Annotated in this window: 27 protein-coding genes; 15 read left to right on the top strand and 12 right to left on the bottom strand. The window is 61.7% G+C overall.

Annotated elements, in window-relative coordinates:
• Nucleotides 1–18: 18 nt before the first annotated feature.
• The gene (locus ACJ8J1_RS12675) at nucleotides 19–939 is read right to left on the bottom strand and encodes a LysR substrate-binding domain-containing protein (protein WP_033642285.1); all 921 of its coding nucleotides are present in this window, start codon (nucleotides 937–939) and stop codon (nucleotides 19–21) included.
• A gap of 118 nt (nucleotides 940–1,057) precedes the next feature.
• Here ACJ8J1_RS12675 and ACJ8J1_RS12670 point away from each other — a divergent pair, with 118 nt between their 5' ends.
• Together ACJ8J1_RS12670 and ACJ8J1_RS12665 are read left to right on the top strand one after the other, a co-directional pair.
• Complete coding sequence (locus ACJ8J1_RS12670; RefSeq protein WP_033642284.1) at nucleotides 1,058–2,212, top strand: methionine aminotransferase; 1,155 nt, start codon at nucleotides 1,058–1,060, stop codon at nucleotides 2,210–2,212.
• 34 nt (nucleotides 2,213–2,246) lie between these two features.
• Complete coding sequence (locus ACJ8J1_RS12665; RefSeq protein ID WP_033642283.1) at nucleotides 2,247–3,026, top strand: ABC transporter substrate-binding protein; 780 nt, start codon at nucleotides 2,247–2,249, stop codon at nucleotides 3,024–3,026.
• A 34-nt stretch (nucleotides 3,027–3,060) separates the two neighbouring features.
• Here ACJ8J1_RS12665 and ddlA read toward each other — a convergent pair whose 3' ends face one another.
• Entirely contained in the window at nucleotides 3,061–4,164 is a 1,104-nt protein-coding gene (gene ddlA, locus ACJ8J1_RS12660) for a D-alanine--D-alanine ligase (RefSeq protein WP_015377061.1), read from the bottom strand.
• 168 nt (nucleotides 4,165–4,332) lie between these two features.
• Here ddlA and ACJ8J1_RS12655 point away from each other — a divergent pair, with 168 nt between their 5' ends.
• The 5 genes from ACJ8J1_RS12655 (at nucleotide 4,333) to ACJ8J1_RS12635 (ending at nucleotide 9,334) form a co-directional block, all read left to right on the top strand.
• Nucleotides 4,333–4,536: a ParD-like family protein gene (locus ACJ8J1_RS12655; RefSeq protein WP_006324220.1), complete on the top strand. Its 204-nt coding sequence runs from the start codon at nucleotides 4,333–4,335 to the stop codon at nucleotides 4,534–4,536.
• Nucleotides 4,533–5,327 carry a type I methionyl aminopeptidase gene (gene map / locus ACJ8J1_RS12650; protein ID WP_033642282.1) on the top strand — a complete coding sequence of 265 codons (795 nt, stop codon included), beginning with the start codon at nucleotides 4,533–4,535 and terminating at the stop codon, nucleotides 5,325–5,327. Before ACJ8J1_RS12655 ends, map begins: the two co-directional genes overlap by 4 nt.
• Nucleotides 5,328–5,453: 126 nt before the next feature.
• Nucleotides 5,454–7,160, top strand: coding sequence for a D-lactate dehydrogenase (gene dld / locus ACJ8J1_RS12645; RefSeq protein WP_033642281.1), 1,707 nt, complete (start codon nucleotides 5,454–5,456; stop codon nucleotides 7,158–7,160).
• Nucleotides 7,161–7,379: 219 nt separating this feature from the next.
• Nucleotides 7,380–7,805, top strand: coding sequence for a PAS domain-containing protein (locus ACJ8J1_RS12640; RefSeq protein ID WP_023447580.1), 426 nt, complete (start codon nucleotides 7,380–7,382; stop codon nucleotides 7,803–7,805).
• A 5-nt stretch (nucleotides 7,806–7,810) separates the two neighbouring features.
• Nucleotides 7,811–9,334, top strand: coding sequence for a flavodoxin domain-containing protein (locus ACJ8J1_RS12635; RefSeq protein WP_033642280.1), 1,524 nt, complete (start codon nucleotides 7,811–7,813; stop codon nucleotides 9,332–9,334).
• Between the two features lie 13 nt (nucleotides 9,335–9,347).
• Here the strand turns inward: ACJ8J1_RS12635 and ACJ8J1_RS12630 are convergent, their stop codons facing one another.
• Genes ACJ8J1_RS12630 through ACJ8J1_RS12620 form a run of 3 tightly spaced genes read right to left on the bottom strand, consistent with a single transcriptional unit; the run spans nucleotide 9,348 to nucleotide 12,104 of the window.
• Nucleotides 9,348–10,355, bottom strand: a complete 1,008-nt coding sequence (locus ACJ8J1_RS12630) for a FecCD family ABC transporter permease (protein ID WP_033642279.1) — start codon at nucleotides 10,353–10,355, stop codon at nucleotides 9,348–9,350.
• Nucleotides 10,352–11,308, bottom strand: a complete 957-nt coding sequence (locus ACJ8J1_RS12625) for an ABC transporter substrate-binding protein (RefSeq protein WP_047572261.1) — start codon at nucleotides 11,306–11,308, stop codon at nucleotides 10,352–10,354. Before ACJ8J1_RS12625 ends, ACJ8J1_RS12630 begins: the two co-directional genes overlap by 4 nt.
• Before the next feature lie 16 nt (nucleotides 11,309–11,324).
• Nucleotides 11,325–12,104, bottom strand: a complete 780-nt coding sequence (locus ACJ8J1_RS12620; RefSeq protein WP_228287460.1) for an ABC transporter ATP-binding protein — start codon at nucleotides 12,102–12,104, stop codon at nucleotides 11,325–11,327.
• Nucleotides 12,105–12,652: 548 nt separating this feature from the next.
• Here ACJ8J1_RS12620 and ACJ8J1_RS12615 point away from each other — a divergent pair.
• Complete coding sequence (locus ACJ8J1_RS12615) at nucleotides 12,653–13,504, top strand: DMT family transporter (protein ID WP_033642276.1); 852 nt, start codon at nucleotides 12,653–12,655, stop codon at nucleotides 13,502–13,504.
• A 62-nt stretch (nucleotides 13,505–13,566) separates the two neighbouring features.
• On the opposite strand, the gene ACJ8J1_RS12610 is transcribed toward ACJ8J1_RS12615, so the two are convergent.
• On the bottom strand, nucleotides 13,567–14,157 hold the full coding sequence (locus ACJ8J1_RS12610; protein WP_019453944.1) for a Yip1 family protein: 591 nt from the start codon (nucleotides 14,155–14,157) through the stop codon (nucleotides 13,567–13,569).
• Nucleotides 14,158–14,361: 204 nt separating this feature from the next.
• Between ACJ8J1_RS12610 and ACJ8J1_RS12605 the strand changes: the two genes are divergently transcribed.
• The 6 genes from ACJ8J1_RS12605 (at nucleotide 14,362) to ACJ8J1_RS12580 (ending at nucleotide 18,154) form a co-directional block, all read left to right on the top strand.
• Nucleotides 14,362–14,829, top strand: a complete 468-nt coding sequence (locus tag ACJ8J1_RS12605) for an acyltransferase (RefSeq protein WP_033642275.1) — start codon at nucleotides 14,362–14,364, stop codon at nucleotides 14,827–14,829.
• Complete coding sequence (locus ACJ8J1_RS12600; RefSeq protein WP_033642274.1) at nucleotides 14,829–15,371, top strand: GNAT family N-acetyltransferase; 543 nt, start codon at nucleotides 14,829–14,831, stop codon at nucleotides 15,369–15,371. The genes ACJ8J1_RS12605 and ACJ8J1_RS12600 overlap by 1 nt, the downstream gene beginning before the upstream one ends.
• A 104-nt stretch (nucleotides 15,372–15,475) precedes the next feature.
• Complete coding sequence (locus ACJ8J1_RS12595) at nucleotides 15,476–16,327, top strand: DUF1460 domain-containing protein (protein ID WP_033642273.1); 852 nt, start codon at nucleotides 15,476–15,478, stop codon at nucleotides 16,325–16,327.
• A 130-nt stretch (nucleotides 16,328–16,457) separates the two neighbouring features.
• The gene (locus ACJ8J1_RS12590; protein ID WP_033642272.1) at nucleotides 16,458–17,270 is read left to right on the top strand and encodes a MetQ/NlpA family lipoprotein; all 813 of its coding nucleotides are present in this window, start codon (nucleotides 16,458–16,460) and stop codon (nucleotides 17,268–17,270) included.
• 154 nt (nucleotides 17,271–17,424) lie between these two features.
• The gene (locus tag ACJ8J1_RS12585) at nucleotides 17,425–17,967 is read left to right on the top strand and encodes a GNAT family N-acetyltransferase (RefSeq protein WP_033642271.1); all 543 of its coding nucleotides are present in this window, start codon (nucleotides 17,425–17,427) and stop codon (nucleotides 17,965–17,967) included.
• Between the two features lie 103 nt (nucleotides 17,968–18,070).
• Entirely contained in the window at nucleotides 18,071–18,154 is an 84-nt protein-coding gene (locus ACJ8J1_RS12580) for a membrane protein (protein ID WP_016928643.1), read from the top strand.
• 42 nt (nucleotides 18,155–18,196) lie between these two features.
• Here ACJ8J1_RS12580 and ACJ8J1_RS12575 read toward each other — a convergent pair whose 3' ends face one another.
• The 3 genes from ACJ8J1_RS12575 to ACJ8J1_RS12565 all read right to left on the bottom strand — a co-directional run bounded on the left by ACJ8J1_RS12575 (nucleotide 18,197) and on the right by ACJ8J1_RS12565 (nucleotide 20,691).
• Nucleotides 18,197–19,117 (bottom strand): DUF808 domain-containing protein, encoded by a 921-nt coding sequence (locus ACJ8J1_RS12575; protein WP_033642270.1) that lies wholly within the window; start codon nucleotides 19,115–19,117, stop codon nucleotides 18,197–18,199.
• Between the two features lie 120 nt (nucleotides 19,118–19,237).
• On the bottom strand, nucleotides 19,238–20,203 hold the full coding sequence (locus tag ACJ8J1_RS12570; protein ID WP_230079615.1) for an alpha/beta fold hydrolase: 966 nt from the start codon (nucleotides 20,201–20,203) through the stop codon (nucleotides 19,238–19,240).
• An 83-nt stretch (nucleotides 20,204–20,286) separates the two neighbouring features.
• Entirely contained in the window at nucleotides 20,287–20,691 is a 405-nt protein-coding gene (locus tag ACJ8J1_RS12565) for a VOC family protein (protein WP_033642269.1), read from the bottom strand.
• A gap of 76 nt (nucleotides 20,692–20,767) precedes the next feature.
• Between ACJ8J1_RS12565 and ACJ8J1_RS12560 the strand changes: the two genes are divergently transcribed.
• Nucleotides 20,768–21,223 carry a GNAT family N-acetyltransferase gene (locus tag ACJ8J1_RS12560; protein ID WP_025301952.1) on the top strand — a complete coding sequence of 152 codons (456 nt, stop codon included), beginning with the start codon at nucleotides 20,768–20,770 and terminating at the stop codon, nucleotides 21,221–21,223.
• Between the two features lie 34 nt (nucleotides 21,224–21,257).
• Here ACJ8J1_RS12560 and pbpG read toward each other — a convergent pair whose 3' ends face one another.
• From pbpG to ACJ8J1_RS12545, 3 genes are all read right to left on the bottom strand, one after another.
• Complete coding sequence (gene pbpG / locus ACJ8J1_RS12555; RefSeq protein ID WP_033642268.1) at nucleotides 21,258–22,187, bottom strand: D-alanyl-D-alanine endopeptidase; 930 nt, start codon at nucleotides 22,185–22,187, stop codon at nucleotides 21,258–21,260.
• 151 nt (nucleotides 22,188–22,338) lie between these two features.
• Nucleotides 22,339–23,442 (bottom strand): adenosylhomocysteinase, encoded by a 1,104-nt coding sequence (locus tag ACJ8J1_RS12550; RefSeq protein WP_033642267.1) that lies wholly within the window; start codon nucleotides 23,440–23,442, stop codon nucleotides 22,339–22,341.
• Between the two features lie 45 nt (nucleotides 23,443–23,487).
• Entirely contained in the window at nucleotides 23,488–24,432 is a 945-nt protein-coding gene (locus tag ACJ8J1_RS12545) for a GlxA family transcriptional regulator (RefSeq protein ID WP_033642266.1), read from the bottom strand.
• Between the last annotated feature and the right edge of the window lie 79 nt (nucleotides 24,433–24,511).

Genomic DNA, 24,511 nt, shown 5'->3' with positions numbered 1-24,511 from the left:
AATTCGCATCGCTAATGTTTACAAAGCATTACAGGTTATCGGCAGGTAATTCTGCAGCCGGGCGCGGCTGTCGGCGGCCTCCGTCGCCAGAAAATCGACCAGCGCGGTTAACGTCGGCGGCGCCACCGTGCGTTCAGGATAGACCAAATAATAGGCCGCGCCGCTGCTGACGCAGAGCGGGAACGGCGTTACGATGCGCTGCGCCTGAATATCCTCCTCCAGCAGGCACAGATCGCCGATGGCGATGCCGAATCCCTGCAGCGCGGCGCTCATCGCCAGATCGAGGGTATCGAAATGCTGGGCCTTGCCGGACGGCAACGCATCGGCGCCCGCCGCCTTCAGCCAGCGCAGCCAGTCGCGCCGATCGCGTGTCGGGTGCAACAGGGTTTTGTCCGTCAAATCCGTCAACCGGGCTGCCGGCGGCAGGAACGTCGGCGTGCAGACCGGCGTAAGGATTTCGTCGAACAGCAAGTGCGCGGTCAGCTTTTTACTCGGCGGCCGGCCGAATACCACCGCGGCGTCAAACTGCTCGGTACTGAAATCCAGGCCGTGCGACACCGAGGCGGTCAGCTCGATATGCATGTCCGGCCGTTCATTTTGCAGGCGAATGATGCGCGGCAGCACCCAGCGCATGGCGCAGGTCGGACATTTGATGCGCAGCGCCCCTGGCGGGGCGGCGGCCCGCGTCAGGGCTTCATCCAACTGCCCCAGCGCCTGCTGTACCGGCGCCAGCAGCTGCGCGCCCTGCGGCGTCAGCGCCAAACCGCGCGCCTGACGGCTGAACAGCGGATAGCCCAGACGCTGTTCCAGCCCGAGAATTTGCCGGCTGACCGCCCCCTGCGTCAGGTGCAGCTGCCGGGCGGCATGGGTAAAGTTGAGGCGTTGCGCCACCACCACAAAGGTTTTCAATACGTCGAGCGACGGCAGGGATATCGGCATAGCGTGCCTCGATTAGGTATGATCGTAGTGCATGACAAGTATGACAAACTTTCCCTTGTCCGCCTACGCCGCCTGATGCTTAATCGCTCAACACTTCCCTGTTTGCCTGGAGCCCATCATGCAGAGCGCCTGCTCATCCCGCTCGAAGCTGCCGGACGTCGGCACCACCATTTTCACCGTCATTGGCCAACTCAGCGCCGAACATCAGGCCCTCAACCTGTCGCAGGGCGCACCCAACTTCGCCGGTGACCCGCAGCTGATCGAGGCAACGGCGCAAGCCATGCGCGCAGGTCATAACCAATACGCGCCGATGAGCGGCGTGGCGACGTTACGTGCTGCTCTGGCGGAAAAAGCTGAACGATTGTATGGCGCGCACTATGACGCCGACGAAGAAATCACGGTGATCGCCAGCGCCAGCGAAGGGCTGTACTCGGCGATCAGCGCACTGGTGCATCCCGGCGACGAGGTGATCTATTTCGAACCGGCGTTCGACAGCTATGCGCCGATCGTGCGCCTGCAGGGCGCCACGCCGGTGGCGATCAAACTGTCGCTGCAGGACTTTCGCGTCGACTGGGACGAAGTGGCCGCCGCCATCAACGGCAAAACGCGCATGATCATCGTCAACACGCCGCACAACCCGACCGGCGCGGTGTTCGACGCGCAGGATATCGACCGCCTGACCGCCCTGACCCGCGACACCGACATCGTGATCCTGTCCGACGAGGTCTACGAGCACGTGGTGTTCGACGGCGATATTCACCACAGCATGGCACGCTACCCGCAGCTGGCGGAACGCAGCGTGATCGTGTCGTCGTTCGGTAAAACCTACCACGTCACCGGCTGGCGCGTCGGCTACTGCCTGGCGCCGGCGGCGCTGATGGACGAGATCCGCAAGGTGCACCAGTTTATGGTGTTCTCCGCCGATACGCCGATGCAACACGCCTTCGCCGCCGCGCTCGCCAACCCGCAGAGCTACCTGGGGCTGGCGGCGTTTTACCAGCAAAAGCGCGATCTGCTGGCCAGCGCCCTGCAGGATTCGCGCTTTGAGCTGCTGCCCAGCCGCGGCAGCTTCTTCATGCTGGCCCGCTTTAGCGGCTTCAGTCACGAAAGCGACAATGATTTCGCCGTGCGCTTGATCCGCGAAGCGAAGGTGGCGACGATCCCGCTGTCGGCGTTCTACAGCGACGGCACCGATACCGGCCTTATTCGGCTGAGTTTTTCCAAAGATAACGAGACCCTGCTGGAAGGCGCGCGCCGCCTGAGCCAGGCGTAATTTTTTGTCCGACCATGGGAAAGGGGTACTGCCTATGAAAGCTTTGAAAACGCTGTTCGCCGCCGGATGCCTGCTGGCCGCCGGCTCTTCTCTGGCGGCGGAAAACAGCCTGCGCTTCGGTCTGGAAGCGCTGTATCCGCCGTTCGAATCCAAATCCGCCAGCGGCAAACTGGAAGGGTTCGACATTGAACTGGGCGACGCGGTGTGCGCCGCCGCGCAGTTGCAATGCAGCTGGGTGGAAACCTCGTTCGACAGCTTGATCCCGGCGCTGCAGGCGCGCAAGTTCGACGCCATCAACTCGGCGATGAACGTGACCGAACAGCGGCGCCAGGCGATCGCCTTTACCGACGCCATCTATCAGGTGCCGAACCGCCTGATCGCCAAGGCCGACAGCGGCCTGCTGCCGGACGCCAAAGCGCTGGCGGGCAAACACGTGGGCGTGCTGCAAGGCTCGATTCAGGAGATTTACGCCAAAAACCATTGGGCGCCGGCGGGCGTGGATGTGGTGTCTTACCAGGATCAGAATCAGGTGTATCTCGATCTGGCGGCCGGTCGGCTCGACGCCACGCTGGTGATGGCGCCCTCGGGGCAAAGCGGCTTCCTGTCACAGCCGGACGGCAAAGGCTTCGCCTTCGTCGGCGAGGCGGTGCGCGACGACAAGATCCTCGGTGAAGGCATCGCCTTCGGCCTGCGTAAAGGGGATGAGGCGCTGAAGAAAAAACTGGATGCCGCCATCGCCAAAGTGAAACAGCAAGGCACGGTGGCGGCGCTGTCTAAGAAGTATTTCGGCGATATCGACGTGACGGTGAAGTGATGGACGGGGGCGGCACCGCCGCCCCCTGCCGCGTTTAGCGATCGAACACCGAACTGTTCAGCGCGCGATCCTGCTGGTGGCGCTCCAGCGCCAATTCGATCAGGCGCGTGATCAGCGCCTGGTAGCTGACGCCGCTGGCGGCCCACAGCTTGGGATACATGCTGATGTTGGTGAAGCCCGGCAGCGTGTTAATCTCGTTGATCACCACCTGGTTATCCGGCGTCAGGAACACATCCACCCGCGCCAACCCGAAGCACTCCAGCGCGCGGAACGCCTTCAGCGCCACCTCACGGATGTGGTCGCTCACTTCCGGCGCGATCGCCGCCGGCACCACCACCTGAGCGCCCTGCTCATTGATGTATTTGGTGTCGTAGGAGTAGAAAGCGTCGCTCAGCACGATCTCGCCGCACACGCTGGCCTGCGGATCGTCGTTCCCCAGCACCGCGCACTCGATCTCGCGGCCGACGATCGCCGACTCCACCAGTACTTTATGATCGAAACTGAAGGCCAGTGCCACCGCCGCGTCAAACTCGGCGCGGTTCTCCACCTTGCTGACCCCGACCGACGAGCCCTGGTTGGCCGGCTTGACGAACAGCGGCAGGCCGAGGCGCTCGCTCAGTTGCTCAAACGTGAACCCGGCGCGGTTGGCGCGCGTCAGGGTGACGAACGGCGCCACCGCCAGCCCGGCGTCGCGCAGCAGGCGCTTGGTCACGTCTTTATCCATGCTGACCGCCGAGCCGAGCACGCCGGCGCCGACGAACGGCATATTGGCCATGCGCAGCAGCCCCTGCAGCGAGCCGTCTTCCCCCAGCGTGCCGTGCACGATCGGGAAGATGACGTCGAGCTGGCCCAGCGCGCCGGCGCTGCCCGCTTCGATCAGCTGCTGTTTTTCCTGGCCCGGGATCAGCGCCACGTTCTTGTTCGAGCGGTTCAGCGCGATCAGCGCCGGGTTCTCGGCGTTGAGCAGGTAGTTGGAGGCGTCGTTGATGTGCCACTGCCCCTGTTTGTCGATCCCCAGCAGCGTGACGTCAAACTTCTCTTTGTCGATTGCATCCACAATGTTTTTGGCCGACTGCAGCGACACCTCATGCTCCGCCGATTTACCGCCAAAAATCACCCCAACACGTAGTTTAGTCACGCCTTAAATCCTTCTGAAAAATCATGGCAAAAAAGTCGTTCATCACAATAAACGCATTGCCTGGCGGCGGCAATCGTTGTTACCAGAATCTTCTTACGCCACAGAATGCCACATCGCGACCATCCAAAACGTATACACTTCGTATATCGTTCATTTATGGAGACGCCGATGGGCATCGTAAAAATTTCGGACGCGCTGCATGACGATCTGCGCCTCGCCAGCCTGACCATGACGCGTTCGATCAACGCGCAGGCCGAGTACTGGATCAAGATCGGCATGCTGGCGGAGTTCCATCCGGAACTGACCTACCCGCAACTGGTAAAAAAAATGATGAAAGATAATGCGCTGACGCTGAAGGAGATTGTCGGGTGAAACAGATTGTGATTAAAACGCCGGAAGAGATTGCCAAAATGCGCCATTCCGGCGCTCTGCTGGCTAAAGTGTTTGCTATGCTCGATGAGGTCATCGTCGAAGGTATCTCCACCATGGAGATTAACGACCGCGCCGAGGCGTTTATCGTCGAAGAACTGAAGTCGCGCCCGGCCAGCAAGGGGCAGTATGATTTCCCCTATGTGCTCAACACCTCCGTAGACGACGTGGTATGCCACGGGGTGCCGTCGGCCAGCAAAATCCTGCGTTCCGGCATGATTGTCAACGTGGACATCACGCTGGAAAACGGCGGCTACATCGCCGACTCCAGCAAGATGTACTGCATCGGCCAGGTGACGCCGCTGGCTAAACGGTTGGTGAACAACGTCTATGAATCGATGTGGCAGGGCATTCGCGCGGTGAAACCGGGCGCGACCCTGGGGGATATCGGCCACGCCATCCAGCGCCACGCCGAGCAGGCCGGCTACAGCATCGTGCGGGAGTATTGCGGCCACGGCATCGGCCGCGACATGCACGAAGAGCCGGCGGTGCTGCACTACGGCCAACCCGGCAGCGGCATGGCGCTGCAGGAAGGCATGGTGTTCACCATCGAGCCGATGATCAATCAGGGTGACCGCCGCATCAAGCAGAAGAAAGACGGCTGGACGGTGGTGACGCGCGACAAAAAACTGTCGGCGCAGTGGGAACACACCGTAGCGGTCACCGCCGACGGCGTGGAAATCCTGACGCTGCGCGACGAAGAGCGTCGGGCCGGTTACGCCGAACGCTACTAAATCCTCAAGCCATTAGCTTAATAAGCTAATGGCTTGATAAGTTATTTAATTGATAGCCTCTTAGCTGACTGCGCGGCACTCCGGCGCCGCGGTTAAAGCGACGGGGATGACAGGGAGACAGGCAGCATGCAGTCAGGCAATCAGGCGTTTCTCAACCAGCTTAAGGACATCGTCGGCGGCCCGCAGTTGTTGACCGGCGATCGCAACACCGAGCGGTATCGCAAAGGGTTCCGCTCCGGCGAAGGCCAGGCGCTGGCGGTGGTGTTTCCCACCAGCCTGCTGCAGCTGTGGCGCATTTTGCAGGCCTGCGTGGCCGCCGACAAAATCGTCATCATGCAGGCCGCCAATACCGGCCTGACCGAAGGGTCAACCCCCAGCGGCAACGACTATGATCGCGACATCGTCATCGTCAGCACCCTGCGCCTCGACCATATTCAGGTGCTGGACAACGGCAAGCAGGTGGTCGGCTTCCCCGGCAGCACCCTGCACCACCTCGAGAAATTGCTCAAGCCCTACGGCCGCGAACCGCATTCGGTGATCGGCTCTTCCTGCATCGGCGCCTCGGTGATCGGCGGCGTGTGCAACAACTCCGGCGGCTCGCTGGTGAAACGCGGCCCGGCCTATACCGAAATGGCGCTGTACGCCCAACTCGGGGAAGACGGCCAGCTGCGCCTGGTCAACCATCTGGGCATCCGGCTTGGCGACACGCCGGAAGAGATCCTCACCCGGCTGGAAAAAGGCGACTATCGCCCGAGCGACGTCGAATACGGCGAGCTGCGCGCCTCGGATAACGAGTACGCCAGCCGGGTGCGCGACGTCGACGCCAACACCCCTTCCCGCTTCAACGCCGACAAACGCCGCCTGTACGAAGCCTCCGGCTGCGCCGGCAAACTGGCGGTGTTCGCGGTGCGGCTCGACACCTTCGAGAAAGAGGGCAAAGAGCAGGTGTTCTATATCGGCACCAACGACACCGCGGTGCTGACCGAACTGCGCCGCCACATGCTGAGCAAATTCGAAAACCTGCCGGTGGCCGGTGAATACATGCACCGCGATATCTTCGACATCGCCGAGGTGTACGGCAAAGACACCTTCATGATGATCGACAAGCTCGGCACCGATCAGATGCCGCGCTTCTTCACCCTGAAGGGCCGAATGGACGCCAGCCTCAACAAGCTGCCGCTGCTGCCGCACAACCTGACCGATCGGCTGATGCAGGGCCTGAGCCATCTGGCGCCGAGCCACCTGCCGAAACGCATGAAGGAATACCGCGAACGTTTCGAACACCATCTGCTGCTGAAGATGGCCGGCCCCGGCGTGGAAGAGGCCCAGCGCTACCTGACCGACTATTTCGCCCAGGCCGAAGGTGCCTTCTTCGCCTGCACGCCTGACGAGGGCAAAAAGGCTTTCCTGCACCGCTTCGCCGCCGCCGGCGCCGCCGTGCGCTACCACGCGGTGCACGCCGACAAGGTGGAGGATATTCTGGCGCTGGACATCGCCCTGCGCCGCAACGACACCGACTGGTTCGAAACGCTGCCGCCGGAAATCGACAGTCAGTTGGTGCATAAGCTGTATTACGGCCACTTTATGTGCCACGTCTTCCACCAGGACTACGTGGTGAAAAAAGGCGTGGACAGCCATGCACTGAAAGAAAAGATGCTCGAGATCCTCAACCGGCGCGGCGCCGAGTACCCGGCGGAGCATAACGTCGGCCACCTGTACCACGCCAAGGCGGATCTGCAGGCGTTCTACCGCACCGCCGATCCGACCAACAGCTTCAACCCCGGCATCGGCAAAACCAGCAAACGCAAAGGCTGGGCCGAAGACCCCCGCTAAGACCGCCCGATAGGCCCGCCGCCGCACCCGGCGCGGGCTTCCTCCCCCCAGCCTGCCTCATCGCGATCTTTCTGCGTCCTTAAAGATGCATTTTTATTGCAACTTATAAAATTCCCGATTACCATTCATCGCAAATGAGAATCAATTACAAAACTGTCATGACGGATACATGACGTCCGCCGTGGCATTCACCGCGAAGTTAATGAGAAGGAACCTACCATGAGTCAGACCCTCGATTCCGCCCAGCTGTTGGCCGCTCTGGATAAAGTGATGGTGATCTCCACCACCGATCTGCAGGGCACCATCACCTACGTCAACGATCTGTTTTGCCAGCTGACCGGTTTTTCCCGGGAAGAGCTGGTGGGCCAGCCCCACAGCATCGTGCGTCACCCTTCCGTGCCGAAAGCGGTTTATAAAGCGATGTGGGACACCATCAAGGCGGGCGGCATCTGGACCGGCATCATCCCGAACGTCGGCAAGGGCGGCGTCTTGTACGTGGTCGACACCACGGTGCAGCCGCTGTATGACGCCCAGGGCAATATCGAGGCCTATATCAGCATCCGCCGCGTGATCAACGATCTGATGACCGACTTCGAATCGGTGGAATTCGCCAAAGAACAGTTCGACAACCACTACGACAAGTAACCGCCATGGCCGACTTTATCGAACGCATCCTGATTGGTTACGGTTCGGAGTCGGGCAACGCCCGGGCGCTGGCGATGCGCCTGGGTGAACAAAGCAGCCTGCAACCCTACCGCCCCGTCGTTAAAGAACTCAACGCCATCCAGCCCGCCGATGTGGGCAAACGCGACGCCCTGTTGATTGTCTCGAGCTCATTTGGCGACGGCGAACCGCCCGCCAACGCCGAACGTTTCCCCGACGCACTGGCGCAATGGCCGGATCGCCACCGGTTGCGCTACGCCATCTTCGGTCTCGGCGACACCGCTTACCCGCATTTCTGCGGGTTTACCCAGGCGCTGGATGCGTGCCTGACGCAATACGGCGCCCGTGCCATCATCAATCGCGTTGACGCCGACGTTAACGTCGAACGGTTCTTCACCACCTGGCTAACGACGCTGGATAAGGTGCTGGCCGGCGATGCCCAGGCGGGCCGCGATTTGCATCTGCGCGTGACCGCCTACGGTGAAGACCATGCGTTCAACGCCGCCCTCCTCGAACGGCGGCCGCTTAGCGCACGCACGCCGCAAGCCTGGCATCTGCGGCTGAATATCGCCGGCAGCGGCATCGTTTACCGGGCAGGGGATACCGTCTATCTGTTGCCGGAGAACGACGAAGGATTATTGATCCGGCTGGCAGAGTGGCTCGGCAGGCCGGAGGCCATCGACGCGCTGCGGCGCCGGGAGCTGCGCCAGATCAGCAAAACGACGCTGCGCGAACTGGCGCAGTTGGCCGACAGCGAAGAGCTCAAAAGCCTGCTCAAGATCCGTCAGCGCAAATCCCTGGAGAGTTATCTATACGGCGCCGATCTGCTGGACGTGCTGCACGATTTTTGCCCGCCGCACGCGATCACGCTGGAGAACCTGTTGGCGCTGCTGCCCATTTGCCTGCCGCGCGCCTACTCCATCGCTTCGGCAACGCGGGAAGAGAGCCTCGATCTGTGCGTGCGCGACGTGCGTTATGAACGCGGCGGCCGCACGCGGCGCGGCACGGCGACCGGCTGGCTGCTCAAGCACCCCGGCCCTTTCCGCCTCTTCTGCCGCGCCAACCCCGGCTTTTACCTGCCGCGCGACACCGCCTTGCCGGTGCTGCTTATCGGTACCGGTACCGGCATCGCACCGTTGATTGGCTTACTGCGCGAAATGGCCGCCCAGGGCGAACGGCGTGAAACCGTCCTGATCTTCGGTGAGAAAAGGCGCGATGAAGACTTCCTGTATGGCGAGGAGTTGGTCACGCTGAACGCGACGGGCGTACTCACACGGCTCATCACGGCATTCTCGCGCGACGCCGCCGACAAGTATTACGTGCAACACGCCATCGACGATCACGCCGATGCCGTCAGCGGCCTGCTGCAACGGGGCGCGCATGTCTACCTGTGCGGCAATCGCCAGTATCTGGAACATGCCGTGGCGACGGCGCTGGAGCAAGCCTGCGGGGCGGAAAACCTGTGGCAGACGCTGATTGAGCAGCAGCGCCTGCACCTGGAACTCTATTGAGACAGGGCGGCGTTCACCGCTCCGCGCGCAACAGCAAGGAGACGATGAACGCGCCCCCCAGCCCCGCCGTAATGATGCCGATGGGCAGCTCCTGATTGGGGATCAGGCTGCGGCTGAGCATGTCGCCGCCGGTCAGCAGCATCGCCCCCAGCAGGCCGCACATCGGCACGGACAAGCGGTGGCGCACACCTACCAGGCGCCGGGCCAGATAAGGCACCATCAGCCCGACAAAACCGATCACGCCCGTCAGCGAAACGAGAAACGCCGTAGACAATGCGCAGCACAGAAAGGTCTCGGTGCGCAGGCGCACCACGTTGACTCCCATCGAATGGGCGGTTTGCTCGCCCGCCAGCAGCGCGTCCAGCGCCCGCCAACGCAGCGCCGTAAATCCGGCCAGCAGCGCGAAACTCACCAGCGGAATGAACAGATTATCCCAACGCGCCAACCCCAAGCCGCCCAGCGACCAGAACAACACTGAACCGGCCGCCCGCTGATCGCCGGAAAAGACCAGATAGCTGGTGAGCGCGCTGAACAAAAATGAGACCGCCAGGCCGCAGACGATAAGCTGCTCGGCGCGCCTGACCCGGCTGACGCGAAACAGGATCATCACCGCCAACGCGGACAGAATGCCGCCGACGAAAGCGGACAGCGGCAACGTCAGCGCGCCCAGCGCATCGCCGAAGCGCGTGATGACCAGCACCGCGCCGGCGGCGGCGCCGGAGGAGAGCCCAAACAAAAAAGGATCGGCCAGCTCATTGCGGGTGGTGGTCTGCAGCAGCGCGCCGGTCATCGCCAGCCCGGCGCCGGTCAACGCCGCCAACAAGGCCCGAGGCACGCGCAGTTGCACGACGATAGTGTCCAGCATGCCGGAAAGCGGCGCCGAACCTATCCCTAACGCCGCCAACGCCTGCCGCCATGACAGCGCGACGCTGCCCAATTGCAGGCTCCAGACCATTAATCCGCACAACGTCAACAGCGCCAGCGGCGCGAGCACCATAAACCGCCGTGTCGGCGAGTTCATTCAGCCTCCGGCGCGTACAGCGCCCGCGCCAACTTTTCCACCGCGCCGATGTTGGCTGGCCCCGGCGTCAGCTCCGCATACTGCAGTTTCAGATAACGATGGTGCCGTACCGCAGGCGTCAACTTCATCAACGGATGAGACTCGAGGAAACGCCGCAGCGCCTCGGCGCCTGACCCGGTCTGATAATCCAGCAGAATGATGAAGTCGGGTTCCGCCGCCGCCACCGCCTCCCAAGATGCCGTCGTCCAGCTCGCCGCCAAACCGTCCATCACGTTGCGGCCGCCCGCCGCTTCGACAATCGCCGTCGGCATGGCGTATTTACCGCTGGTAAAAGGCTTCTCTTCTCCCGAGTCATACACGAACACCTTGAGCGGCGCCTGCCCCGCCGGTCTGGCGGGCAGCGCGGCTAACCGGCGGCGCCAGCCCTCAACCAGCTCGGCGGCCTCTCGCTGCTTGCCGAAAATCTTGCCGAGCTTCAGCTCATCGTCATACAGCAGGTTCATATCGGCCTTCTGCGGCCGACCGCCGGCCTGTACGCAGCTCTCGCTCAGCACCAGCGTTTTGATGCCGAACGGCGCGAGCGTCTCCGGCGTGACGTCGCCGCCGATCTTCATGCCGTAATTCCAGCCGGCGAAGAAAAAGTCCGGCTGCGCCGCCAGCAACGTTTCCAGAGCGGGATACTTCGGCGCCAGTTCGGGAATGGCGCCCATCGCCGCCTTGAAATCAGGCGTCAATTTGTACCAGCCGGTGATGCCGGTCAGCCCGACGATCCGATCCTGCAGATGAAGCGCAAAGGCCATCTCGGCCATATTGATGTCGTTGATGACGGCGCGCTGCGGCGCCTGATTGAAGGTGATCGGCTTCCCGCAGCTTTCTACGGTGACGGGAAATTTTTCAGCCGCTGCCGCTCCGCCGGCCAACAGCAGGAGCAAGGGGAATACGCGTATGTTCATGTTTCTCTCTGGTTTATCAAGCGCAATGGGGAACTTCAAAAATACGCAGCGTTTTCCCGCTGACGGGATGCGCCACGCTGAAACTGTGCATGCCGAACACCGGCAGAATTACCGGGGTTTGCAACACCGCCGCGGGCGAGCCGCAGGCCACCTGGCGGCTTTCGTTGAGCACCAGGATCCGATCGGCGAACGCCTCCGCCACGGGCAGGTCATGCAGCACCGCAATCACGGCGATGGCTTTATGTTTTACTAACGACAGCAGCGCCGAACGCCCGGGAGGATCGAGGTGATTGGTCGGCTCATCCAACAACAACAGGTCGGGAGTCTGCGCCAACGCCCGGGCCAACGCAGCGCGCTGACGCTGGCCGCCCGAGAGCCGCCCCAACGGATGGTGCCTGAGCGGCGCCAGGCCGGTTTCCCCGATGATCTCGTCAACGATGCGTTTTCCCGCCGCGGGCCGTTCGCCATGCGGCAAACGCCCTAACGCCACATAGTCCTCCAGCGACAGCCGCAAATCCGGCAGATCGTTTTGCGCCAGAAAGGCGATGCTTCTGGCGCGTTCCGCCGCCGACAAGCCGGACAAAGCGCGCCCTCGCCAGTAAATCTCGCCGCTGTCCGGCCGCGTTTCGCCGATCAGCGTGCGCAACAGGCTGGATTTGCCGCTGCCGTTAGGGCCGATCACCGCCAGCTTCTCACCGGCGCGCAACGTGAAATGGATGTTGTAGAGTATCGAGGCCCCGCCGTGGCCGGTCAGGCTAACCCCATCAACATGGAGGATGTCGTGAGCTGAATTCATTATGTGTTAATTGTTATATTATAACATATCAATATTTTTATCACGATTGCGCGCCCTCTGCAAAAATGAATCGTAAAGTCTCTTGCCGCACGCATGACGGGAAACGGCGGCGGGGAGCCTACCCCCTTGCGCCTCGCGCTGGCGCTAAAACTGCGTTTTTGCAGCAACATAGCACACCTTTAATTTAATGATAATGATTTTCATTATCATTTATGATTCTGTGATTTTCGGTTGCACGCCACGCTGAACTTGGCTATGTTTGAAGCGATTGGTTTCATTCACGGTTTTCTGGAACTCACATGACCTACCTGGCGCACAGCACAGATCCGACAAACGCGACCGTTCCGGCCGTCGTTTTGCTGTGTGCTTCCTCCGCTCCACCCGCCGTTTTCTCTGTCGTTTCCGCGGTTGCCGCTTACCCGCCACGCCTTGTGGTCGTGCGCTAAGCCACACCGACTTTTACCTCCGGCTTATGTTGATTTATTGCGTTCAGGCGTAGACCGCCGCGCGCGCCGGAGCCTGTAATTTTCACGACAGGTGAAATTGATATGCGATTACCTTCTCTCTGGGCCAATGCCGGCCTGGCTACGCTGTTCGTCCTGCTTTGGAGCAGCGGCGCGATCTTCTCCCGTTGGGGGTTGGAGCACGCCTCCGCCTTCGCTTTTCTGTTCTTCCGCTGCGCCATCGCGCTGGCGGTGCTGTTGGCCATCGGCCTGTGGCAGCGCCAGTGCCTGCCCGCCGCCGGCACCCGTCGGCGCGTCGCGTTGATCGGCGTGCTGATGATCGGCAGCTATCAGATCTGCTATCTGCTGGCCCTCGAACGGGGCATTACCCCCGGCGTGCTGGCCACGCTGCTTGGCGTACAGCCGATCCTGACCCAGTTCATTACCGAACGGCGCTGCGCCGGGCTGCGCGCGCTCGGGTTGGCGCTGGCGTTGGCGGGGCTGACGCTGGTGGTGTACCAAAGCCTGATGGTGGCCCATTTCTCGCTGAGCGGCATGCTGTTCGCCTTTATCGCCTTGGGCTGCATGACCGCCGGCACCCTGCTGCAAAAGGGCATGACGCAGCCGCCGCTGGCGGTGTTGCCGCTGCAGTATGCCGTCGGGCTGTTGATGTGTGCGTTGGCGCTGCCGTTTGAGCCGCTGCGGGTCGAATGGCGGCCTGAGTTCGTGCTGCCGCTGCTGTGGATGGCGGTGGTGATCTCGGTGCTGGCGACGTTCTTGCTGTATCGGCTGATCCAGCGCGGCAACCTGGTGCAGGTGACCAGCCTGTTCTACCTGATCCCGGCGGTCACCGCTCTGCTGGATTATCTGCTGCTCGGCCACGCGCTGGCCGCGCTGAGCCTGCTGGGCATGGCGGGCATCGTGCTCGGCGTGATGCTGGTTTTCCGCCGCGCATAGCCTAAAAACAAAAGCCCCCGCGCCGTTCCACCGGCGCGGGGGCGATAACAACAACCGTTAACTCAGAACAACCAGGAACCGTACCCCCACAGCAGCACCGTCACCCCAAGCAGCAGCTCGAGCAACAGAATGCCGATGGCGAAGGTCGAGCTGGAGAAGATGAACCCTTCCTTACTGTCGATATTCAGGAAGTGCGGGATCCCCAGATTCAGCAGATAGCCCGAATAGCACAGGCCGATAATGCCGACAAACAGACACAGCCAGACGACCGGATAAAGCGCCACTACCCCGCTGAGGAACATCGGGGTCGCCACGTAGCCGGCGAACACCATGCAGCGGTGCAGGCTTGGGCGCGATTCATAACGCCGCGCCATCCAGTGAATGACTTTCCCCATGGCCGCTACGCCTGCCAGCATCAGCAGGTAGAACGCCACGGCGGTATAAAACGCGGTAAACATGTCGAGCCTGATGGCATGTCCCTCGCCGGAGAGCCAGCCCAACTGGGTGGTGCCGATAAAGGCGCAGACCACCGGGATTGCTGCCAAGAGCAACACGTGATGGGTGTATAGGTGCGAGACGCTTTCATTCTCGCTTTTGATCTGTTCGAACTCGGCGCTGGGATGCGCCAGAAGTCCCCAAACATGACTGACCATGAGACACCTCCTATCTCGCCGTAGGCCGCGATCGGCGAACGAATTTCACACCTCTGACGGACAGCTACCCGTGCGAGGATTGCGGCCACGGGGCTCTCTCCCCTGTACTAATTATAGTCTTTTGGCGAAAAAACGTGCGGAAAGCGAAAGGCGCGGCGCTTTGTCTTATACTCCCCCCATTAAACCCAGGCTGTGAGGAAGGTTATGTCATCCGCTATCATCACCCGCCAGGCGGGGATCGTCGACGTCGACGCCGGGCGCAACGTCACCGTGGTAGAACCCTGCAATCTTTACGGCTGCCGGCTCGGCGACGATGTCTTCGTCGGCCCGTTCGTCGAGATCCAGCGCCACGTCAGCATCGGCGCGCGCAGTAAAATTCAGTCGCACAGCTTTATCTGCGAATACGTTACCCTCGGCGAAGCGTGCTTTGTCGGCCACGGCGTCACCTTCGCCAACGATCTGTTCAAAGACGGCGCGCCCAACGCCGATCCGGCCAGCTGGGGGCGCACCTGCATCGGCGATCGGGTGTCCATCGGTTCCGGCGCCACGATCCTGGCGGTGACGATCTGTAGCGACGCGGTGATCGGCGCCGGGGCGGTCGTGACCCGCGACATCACCCGCAAGGGGATCTACGCCGGCAACCCGGCGCGTCTGCTGCGGGAGCTGCCGTAATGAACCCGACCATCCGCATCGCGGCCATTGAGACGTTGCCCGACGATTATCTGGCCCGCGGCGATTTCAGCTTCACCATCGCCTGTTACGCCCTGCCGCAGTTCGACAGCCCGGTGGACAGCTGGCCAACCCGCCCGGTGGCGCCGTTTCGCAAACGCTATCCCCTGGCGCCGTTCGCCAACGAAGACAGCGTGACCTTCCTGGCTTATCGCCAGAACGACGCCGTTGGCCACATCACGCTGAGCAAAAACTGGAACGGCTACACCCTGATCGACGAGATCGCCGTCAGCGCTGACGCGCGCCGCCAAGGCATCGCCGGGGCGCTGCTGGACTGCGCCAAACAGTGGGCGCGGCAGCAGGAAACCTCAGGTATGATGCTCGAAACGCAGAACAACAACCTGGCGGCCTGCCGCTGCTACCAGCACTATGGGTTTATCCTCGGCGGCATCGATCGCTTGCTGTACCGCGCCGAACCGGAGATCGCCGATCACGAAATCGCGCTGTTCTGGTATTTGCCGTTCAATAGCGAAATCGGTTACTGATTTATCGATTGCCATTGAGGTTATGTTTACTTTTTAACCCCTACCATCGGATGAGAACTGTTATCACTTACTCTGATAAACCAGCGACACCCATGGAGGGCCGTATGAACAAGAACAAGGCTGTTTTACTGATGTTAGCTATCGCCATGAGCGGATGCGCCGATCGCCCCACCGCCGTCACCCCCGCAACGCCGCCGACCGACGCCGCCGTTTCGCCGCCGAACCTGCAACCGCAGATGGATGACAGCACCCGCAGCAAGCTGCGTGAGATCCTCGCACTGCGCGCCGGTTGGCCCGCCGCGCAGCCGCATGGCCGCACCGTCGATTTGATTTCGCGCGAATTCCTCGGCACGCCCTATCTCGCCAACCGCCTGATCGGTTCGCAGAGCACGCCCGAGCAGTTGGTGATCGACTTCCGCGGGCTGGATTGCTTCACCTACATCGATTATGTCGAAGCGCTCAGCACCGCCCGCAGCGAAGCCGAGTTCGTTCAGCGCCTGGTGGACATCCGCTATGTCGACGGCAAAATCGCCTTCCCGCAGCGCAAACACTTCTTCACCGACTGGGCGCAGCGGCCGAAAAAAGTGGCCGAAGACATCACCGCCCAGCTCAGCCCGCACGCCGTCAGCCTCGTGAAAAACCTCAATCAGAAAGCCGACGGCGGCAGCTACCTGCCCGGCTTGCCCGTCGTGCAGCGCAGCGTGACCTACATTCCCAGCGACCGCGTCGACGACAAGGTGCTGGCCCAGCTGCGCACCGGCGACTACATCGGCATTTACACCAACCTCGCCGGGCTGGACGTGACCCATACCGGCATCTTCGTCATGACCGACAACGGCCCGGTGCTGCGCAACGCCTCATCGCGCAAGGCCAACATGCAGGTCGTCGATTCACCCTTTATGGATTATGTGATGGCCACGCCGGGCATCGTGGTGCTGCGTTCGCTCAGCCGATAATCCCCCATCGCATAACGGCTATAAGCTATAGCCGTTTATGCTGAACGAGCGTTTGACTTCATCGGCGGTTCAGGCTTAGCTGTAAGAACAAAAACCAACTGATTTTATTGTTCTTTTCAGGGAGAGTTCGATGACCTTACGCTGGCGTATCACCCCTCTGGCGGCGGCCTTCGCCGCCGTCTTGGCGCTTCAGGGCTGCGATCAAAAAACCGACCAAAACCATATCAAAGTCGGCGTCATCAACGGCGCGGAACAAGACGTGGCAGAAGTCGCCAGGCAGGTGGCGAAAGAGAAATACGGGCTGGACGTCGAACTGGTCGGTTTCAGCGGCTCGCTGCTGCCGAACGACGCCACCGACAAAGGCGAACTGGACGCCAATGTGTTCCAGCACCGCCCGTTCCTCGAACAGCAAAACAAAGATCACGGCTATAAGCTGGTGGCGGTCGGCAATACCTTCGTCTTCCCGATGGCCGGCTACTCCAAAAAGATAAAATCGCTGAAAGAGTTGCCGGACGGGGCGGTGATCGCCATTCCGCTCGATCCGACCAACCTGGGACGCGCCCTGCTGCTGCTGGAAAAAACCGGGCTGATTAGCCTGAAGCCTGGCAAAGGGTTGCTGCCTACCGCGCTGGACATCAGCGCCAACCCGCATCATTACCAGATCATGGAGCTGGAAGGCGCGCAGTTGCCGCATGTGCTGGACGATCCGAAGGTCACCGTCGCCGTCATCAGCACCACCTACATCAACCAAACCGGCCTGTCGCCGACCAAAGACGGCATCTTCATCGAAGATAAAGACTCGCCGTACACCAACATCATCGTCACTCGCGAAGACAACAAGGACGCGCCGAACGTGCAGAACTTCATCAAGGCCTATGAATCGGATGAAGTGGCCAAAGCCGCCGAAAAAATCTTCAACGGCGGCGCGGTGAAAGGCTGGTAATGCCAGGCAAACCGCCTCAGGGGCTCTCCCCAAAGAGCCCCTTCCCGCTCATCATCGCCTTTTCTTATCTCACCATAAGAAAACCCGATTTATCCCGGCGGCGAGCAGCGCGCATAATGGCGTTTATCCGCTGATTTTCAAGGTAAACAGACACGTGACAACGCTCTCCGCCCCCGTACTCAGCCTTCTTGACGCCACACCGGACGATATGGCAGCCGTGCTGCGTATTTACACCCAGCACGTGCTGTACGGCGCGGCCTCATTTGAAGAGCAGCCGCCGACGCTGGCGGAAATGCAGCTGCGCCTGAGCAAGGTGCGGGAGGCCGGCCTGCCCTGGCTGGTGGCGAAAAGCGCAGGCGTCATTGTGGGTTACTGTTATGCCACGCCTTATCGCCCCCGGCCGGCTTACCGCTTTACCGTGGAAGACTCGGTGTACATCGCCGAAGGGCAACAGGGTAAAGGCATCGGCAGAGCGCTTCTGAGCGCCTTGATCGCCCGCTGCGAACAAGGCCCCTGGCGCCAGATGCTGGCGATCGTCGGCGATTCCGCCGCCAACCGCGGCTCATTGGCCTTGCATCAGTCACTCGGCTTCACCAGTGCAGGAACGTTAAAAGCGGTGGGGTTCAAGCTGGGGGAATGGCGCGACACGCAGATTATGCAGCGCGCGCTGGGCGCGGGCGACAAGCGGCGCCCGTGAAGGCATGACGACGCACGATAGAGAGATAGCGTCTATAGTGAAGAATGATTTCATTAAGTTAGCGCCAATCGCGCCCCACCTTTAACCGGTAAGGAAGAAGCCAATGAAAATTATTCTGTGGATTGTCGCCATCATCTTCATCGTGGGTTTGTTGACGATTACCGGCGTTCTCAAACTGATCTTTTAATTCGTCTGATACGTCCCGCCCCTCCCGGGGCGAGACTTTTCATCAAGCCTTGAAACGCGCGCGCACGGCGCCCAGCGCCGACACCACCGCCAGCACGACACCGCCGGCCACCAGCCCGAACGCCACGTTCAACAGCGCCGGGATCACCCCCTGCAAAAGATGGCCAAACGTCGGCACCACAGTGGTGTACGAGGCCCAGTCTTCGAACAGATGATGCACCGGCGGCAAACCGTGGGTCAGAATACCGCCACCGACCATAAACATGGCGACAGTGCCGACGATCGACAGCGTTTTCATCAAATAAGGCGCGGCGCGCACGATGCCGCCGCCGAGGGAGCGCGCCACCGCGCTGCGTTTGCGGCTCAGATACAGCCCCAGATCGTCCAGGCGGACGATGCCGGCGACAATGCCGTACACACCGAGCGTCATCACGACGGCGATGCCGCACAAGACGATCACCTGCTGGCTGAAGGTGGCGCCGGCGACCGTGCCCAAGGTGATGGCGATAATCTCGGCGGACAGCACAAAATCGGTGCGTATCGCCCCTTTCACCTTGCGCTTTTCATAGGCCGCGGCGTCCTCATTGGCGCCGGGCCCGTCCGATGTCTCCTCCTGCGCCGCCTTGCCGGGGCTCAGGCTGTGGAACACCTTTTCGAACCCTTCGTAACACAGGTAGGCGCCGCCCACCATCAGCAGCGGCGTAATCGCCCAGGGCGCGAAGGCGCTGATCAGCAGCGCCAACGGCACCAGGATCGCCTTGTTGATCAGCGAGCCTTTGGCGACGCTCCACACCACCGGCAGCTCGCGGTCGGCTTTAACGCCGGTGACCTGCTGCGCGTTGAGCGCCAGATCGTCCCCCAGCACCCCGGCGGTTTTTTTCGCCGCCATCTTGCTCATTAAAGAGACATCGTCCAGCAATGAGGCGATGTCGTCGATGAGAGTGAGTAAGCTACTTCCTGCCAAAATGATTCATCCTTTTACATTCACATTTATTATTTGTTTAGCATAGCGGTTAAGCGCCATGCAGGGATATAGGATGAGAGAGGAAAACGCCAGGCCAGCAATGGCCGCCCCGCGCCGACGTTAAACCCCCTCGCCCGCCGGCCCCTCATCGGATCCGGTAGCGGCCGCACGCGAGATATGTTGAAGGACAAGGGGATGGGCATCAAATACGCACGATAAATGCGTGCTGCCTTCAAGCAAACCAAAGGCGGTTTGGGCGTTGCCATGCTGTTTGACGAAGCGCTGCATCGCTTGCGCATTGAACAACTCATCCTGCGCTGCCGCCAGCAGCAAGGTCGGTAATCGCAGCGCCGCCAGTTGCCTGGCCGGGGCGCGAGGCGTCAACGCGTTAGCCATATTGACGCTGTATTGGCAGACAAAATCGGGGGCGGCGGCCAGCACAGCCGGGGGAAAATTCAGGCTGACCGCCCGAACGTGCCCAAACCAGCGCCCGCCGCTGAGCGCATTGGCGACAAACGGCCATTGTCGCACCTGCGCAAAACGGGCCGTCGCCGCCAGATCGCGGGCCATCCCGGAAAATGGCCCCAGCTCGGGCGCCAGCATGATCAGGCTGTCCGCCTGCTGTTCGCCAGGGTAACGGGTCAGGTAGTTGAGCAACATGCCGGCGCCGCTCGAATGGCCCAGCAGGTGCCTGCGCGCCAACGGAAACCGGCGGCGCATTTCCACCAGGATGACATCGACATCGCGCCAAATACGCTCAGGCCGCTCAACCGTCCCCCGCTCTCCCGTGGAATCGCCATGTCCACGGATATCCACCAGACACACCGCGAGCGTTGGCTCGGCGGCCAGCTGGCGCGCAAGAATGTCATACCCGGCGGCGCTGTTAACCCCGCCGCCGTGATAAACCACGATCGCGTCTTCACTCTCGGCTGCGTGCCGATACAGACGATAGCTCAACCCCTCGACGCAACCGGACGACATGTCCACATGCCCGCCCGGCCACTCGCCGTAAGACTTCGCTTGCTCAACATAGCGGTCAAAATCAATCAAAGCGCACCTTTCCATGATGTTGTCGGTATTGCCCACGGCAGAGAGCCCTGCCGCCATGGCGATAAGCATATGAAACAACAGTAGGCGCTACCATCCCTTTTGCACGCCGCGCGCTGAGCTCAGGGCAGATCGCCCGCCGGCACATTGAGCTGCCAGGAAAGGCCGAAACGATCGTTGAGCCAGCCGAAACGGGCGCTGAAGCCGTAGTCATCGAGCGGCATCAGCACCTTGCCGCCCTCCGCCAGCCGGTGGAACGCCCGCTCCAACGCTTCTTCGTTAGTCAGGTTGATGAACAGCGACACCGCCGGGGTAAAGCTGAAGTCATGGCTGATCGGGCTATCGGTAAACACCAGGTTCTGCCGATCAAAATCGATGGACGCATGCTTGATCAACCGCCGGCCGTCCGGCGTCGGATCGTAATGCTGCACCTGCATGAGCCGAAAACGCTCGAACACCTGGCTGTAGAGATCGATCGCCCGCTGCGCCTCTCCCTGGAACATGACAAAGGTCGAAACCTGACTCATAACATCCCCTCCGGCAAACGTTGTGGTATTAATGGAGGATAGCGGATTACCGTTGAAGCGGCGGAAAGGAGCAACCATGAGCATCATTCATCGCCTGGCGCAGCCGGACGATCTCAACGGCCTGTTAGCCTTATATCGCGAGCTGCGCCCGCAGGACGCGCCGCTGCGCGCCGACGATGCGCGCCGTACCCTGCAACGCCTGTTGGACGATCCGGCGATCCGTCTGGTGGTGGCGGCGAAAGAAGATCACCCGATCGCCACCTGCATGCTGGCGCTGATCCCGGGGCTGGCGCATCAGGCACAACCGTTCGGCGTCATCGAACACGTGGTGACGGCGGAGCCCTACCGCGGCCACGGCGTGGCGCTCGCCATGATTGAATACGCGCTGCAGCTGGCCTGGCGAAAAGGCTGTTACAAGGTGATGCTGTTGTCGGGGCAGCAACGCACCGGCGCGCACCAGCTCTACCTGAAAGCGGGCTTCGACGGCGATCGCGAGCGGGGATTTGTCATCAGACGGCCCGAGGGCCGATAGCGGCCCGCCGCAAACGGGCGGACCGCCAGGCGGGTTATTCGCTGTCGTTCTTCGCCAGACGGGCGTCTTTTTGGCGGCGATAGTCACGGGCGGCGGCCGGGATCGGCGTCACCTTGCCGGTTTCAATCCAGCTGCGCAGACGGTTGGCGTCGGCGAAGTGGGTGTATTTACCGAAGGCGTCCAGCACCACCAGCGACACCGAGCGGTTGCCGATCACGGTACGCATCGCCAGGCAGTGCCCCGCCTGGTTGGTGAAGCCGGTCTTGGTCAGTTGAATGTTCCATTTCGGGTTGTACACCAGGTGGTTGGTGTTGCGGAACGGCAGCGTGTAGTTGGGATCCTTGAAGCTGGCCATGCGTTCGGTGGTGGTGCTGAGCTGGCCGATCAACGGATATTGCTTGGTGGCGATCAGCAGTTTGGTCAGATCGCGCGCCGTCGACACGTTATGAATAGAGAGCCCGGTCGGTTCCACATAATGGGTATTGGTCATGCCGAGCGCCCTGGCCTTGGCGTTCATCGCTTTGATGAAGGCGCTGTAGCCGCCCGGATAGTGGTGCGCCAGGCTGGCGGCCGCGCGGTTTTCCGACGACATCAGCGCCAGCAGCAGCATATCCTTGCGGCTGATTTCGCTGTTCAGCCGCACCCGCGAATACACCCCTTTCATCTCCGGCGTCTGGTGGATGTCCACCGACAGCATCTCGTCGAGCGGCAGGTGCGCGTCCAGCGTGACCATAGCGGTCATCAGCTTGGTGATCGAGGCGATCGGCACCACCTCATCCGGGTTGCGCGCGTACATCACCTTATGGGTTTGCATATCGACGACCATCGCGCTGCCGGAAGCCAGCTCCGGCTGGGTGGCGTGCACGGCGGCGGCGTTGTCGCTGGCCAGCGCGCGCGGCGCAAAGCCCGCGCCCGTCTGTAAAGCGAGCAGAGTCAGAACCAAAACACGTATTTTCACAGGCATTACTCTGAAATGGGGGCTTGAATTCAGCGAATTATATGTGAGGGTTCAGCGCTTGGCACTGGGATTGTATGGCGGATTTGTGACAAATTCTGTCGGCCGAAAATCGGTACAGCCCGCGGGCGCTCTGGGATGAACGCCCGCGGGGAAAAAGTTACAGTGCCGGCTGCCACGCCGACTGCGGCAACAGGTACAGCCCCGGCGTTTGCCGCGCTCCCGCGCCGACGATATGGCCGATGCCGGCCGCCATCACCGCCAGCGTGACGTCGAAAGCGTTAAGGCTGTCGCCATAGCCGGCGGTCAGGTTGAACATCGAGCCATTGGCCAGCAAATAGACCGTCTTTTCATTCAGTTGGTAAGCATTCACATAAGGCATCGGCTCGTGGTGCGGCAGGCTCTTGAGGAAGCCGACATCGATCTCTTCGGCCACGTGGCCGACGTTGAGGATAAATACGCCGTCCTGCGCCTGTTGCAGATGCTGCGCCGAAAGCACGTTTTTCGCGCCGGTCGCGGTGGCGATAACGTCCGCCTGCGCGACCGCGCTCGCCAGATCCACCACCTGCCAGCCGTCATAACGCGCCTGCAGCGCACGCGCCGGATCGATTTCCGCCACCATCACCTGGCCGCCGTACGCCCTGGCCGCCGCCGCCGTGCCCTGCCCGACCAGGCCGTAACCGATCACCAGCACGCGCTTCTCGTGCAGCGTCAAATGGGTGGTCTGGAAGAAGGTATGCCAGGCGGTCAGCCCAACCATGTGCCGGTTATGCAACCCTTCTTTCACCGGCAGATCGTCCCAATTGAAGATCGGGTAGCGCGGCGCCACGCCGTTCAACCGGCTGATGCCTGAACCGGTGGCCTCCAGCCCGGCAACGATCTGCGGGCCGTTCGGCGATTGGTGCAGACGGGTGGTCAGATCCGCTCCCATTTCGCACAGGTGAGTCGGCCGCCAGGCCAGCGCGCGATCGAAAGATTCCGACCATTCGCCGGCGTTCATATCGCGCCAGGCGTAAGCCTGCGCGCCCCGCCGTTCCAGCCAGGCCACCACGTCGTTCTGTACCGTGGTGGGATTGCAGGTGGTCAGAAAGATCGCCGCGCCCTTGTCCAGCAGGCCGGCCACCAGCGGCGCCATTTTCAGATCCAGGTGCATATTGCACGCCAACCGCACCCCGTGCAGGTCCGGCAACGCCGCCACCGCCGCCCGGGTGCGCGGCATATGACGCATCGCCCAGCTCAATTCGCTCTCAAAATCCTGATACATCCGTTGCTCCTCTGATGCGCCCCGCCGCCAGGCGTGGCAAAAAAGTTATCCCGCGCGGCCAAGCCGGCGGATCGCCTGCGGAGACAGGCCAAATACGCGGATAAACGCCCGCCTCATACGCTCCGGATCGCTGAACCCCACCGAGCGGGCGATCGCCTCCAGCGGTTCGGCGCTCTCTTCAATACGCCCTCTGGCCGCCTCTACCCGCAGCTGCTCGATCACCTTGGCCGGCGTCTGCCCGGTTTCGGCGCGGAACAGCCGGCCGAATTGCCGCTCGCTCAGGCAGGCGGCGTCGGCCAGATCCGCCACCGACAGCGGCAGATGCAAATGCTCGCGCGCGTACGACAGCGCGGTGCGCATGCGATCCGACGACGGATTCAGCGCCAGCAGCAGCGAGTACTGCGACTGCCCGCCGGGGCGGCGGTGATAGACCACCAGCTGCCGCGCCACGGCCGCCGCCAGGGTGGCGCCCAGATCGTCTTCGATCAGCGCCAACGCCAGATCGATGCCGGCGCTGATGCCGGCCGAGGTCCAGATATCCCCGTCGCGAATGAAGATGCGGTTGCTGTCGACGCGAATGCGCGGGTAGTTCTGCTGCAGCCGCGCCGCGTGATACCAGTGAGTGGTGGCGCGCTTGCCGTCCAGCAGCCCGCAGGCCGCCAGAATAAACGCGCCGGTACATACGCTGGCGATGCGCCGCGCTCGTCGGCTTTGGTTGGCCAGGAACGCCGCCAGCGCCGGTGATTGCGCCGCCATCACGTTGCCGCTGCCGCCGGCCACCACCAACGTATCGAAACGCTCGTCGCCGCACGGCTGCGTGGCGATTTCCACCCCGGCCGAGCTGGCGACCATGCCGCCCTGCGGCGAGATCGCCACACAGCGGTAGGCCGGCGGGTCGGTGAACTGGCTGACGTTATCGAACGCCGCCAGCGGCCCGGCAAAGTCCAGCAGGTTAAAACCGGGAAAAACCACAAAACCGATCGTTTTCATGATGGCGCTTTTTGAGGGTTATCTGTCATATCAGCCAAAAACAGGGCGGCTATTATGACCCAGGTCCAACGATAAAAAT

Origin of the sequence: Serratia sp. CY37869, from assembly GCF_052168895.1 — a bacterium.
GTDB lineage: Bacteria > Pseudomonadota > Gammaproteobacteria > Enterobacterales > Enterobacteriaceae > Serratia > Serratia ureilytica.
The sequence above is the reverse complement of the archived record's forward strand: the minus strand, read 5'-3'. Positions and strand labels throughout refer to the sequence as shown.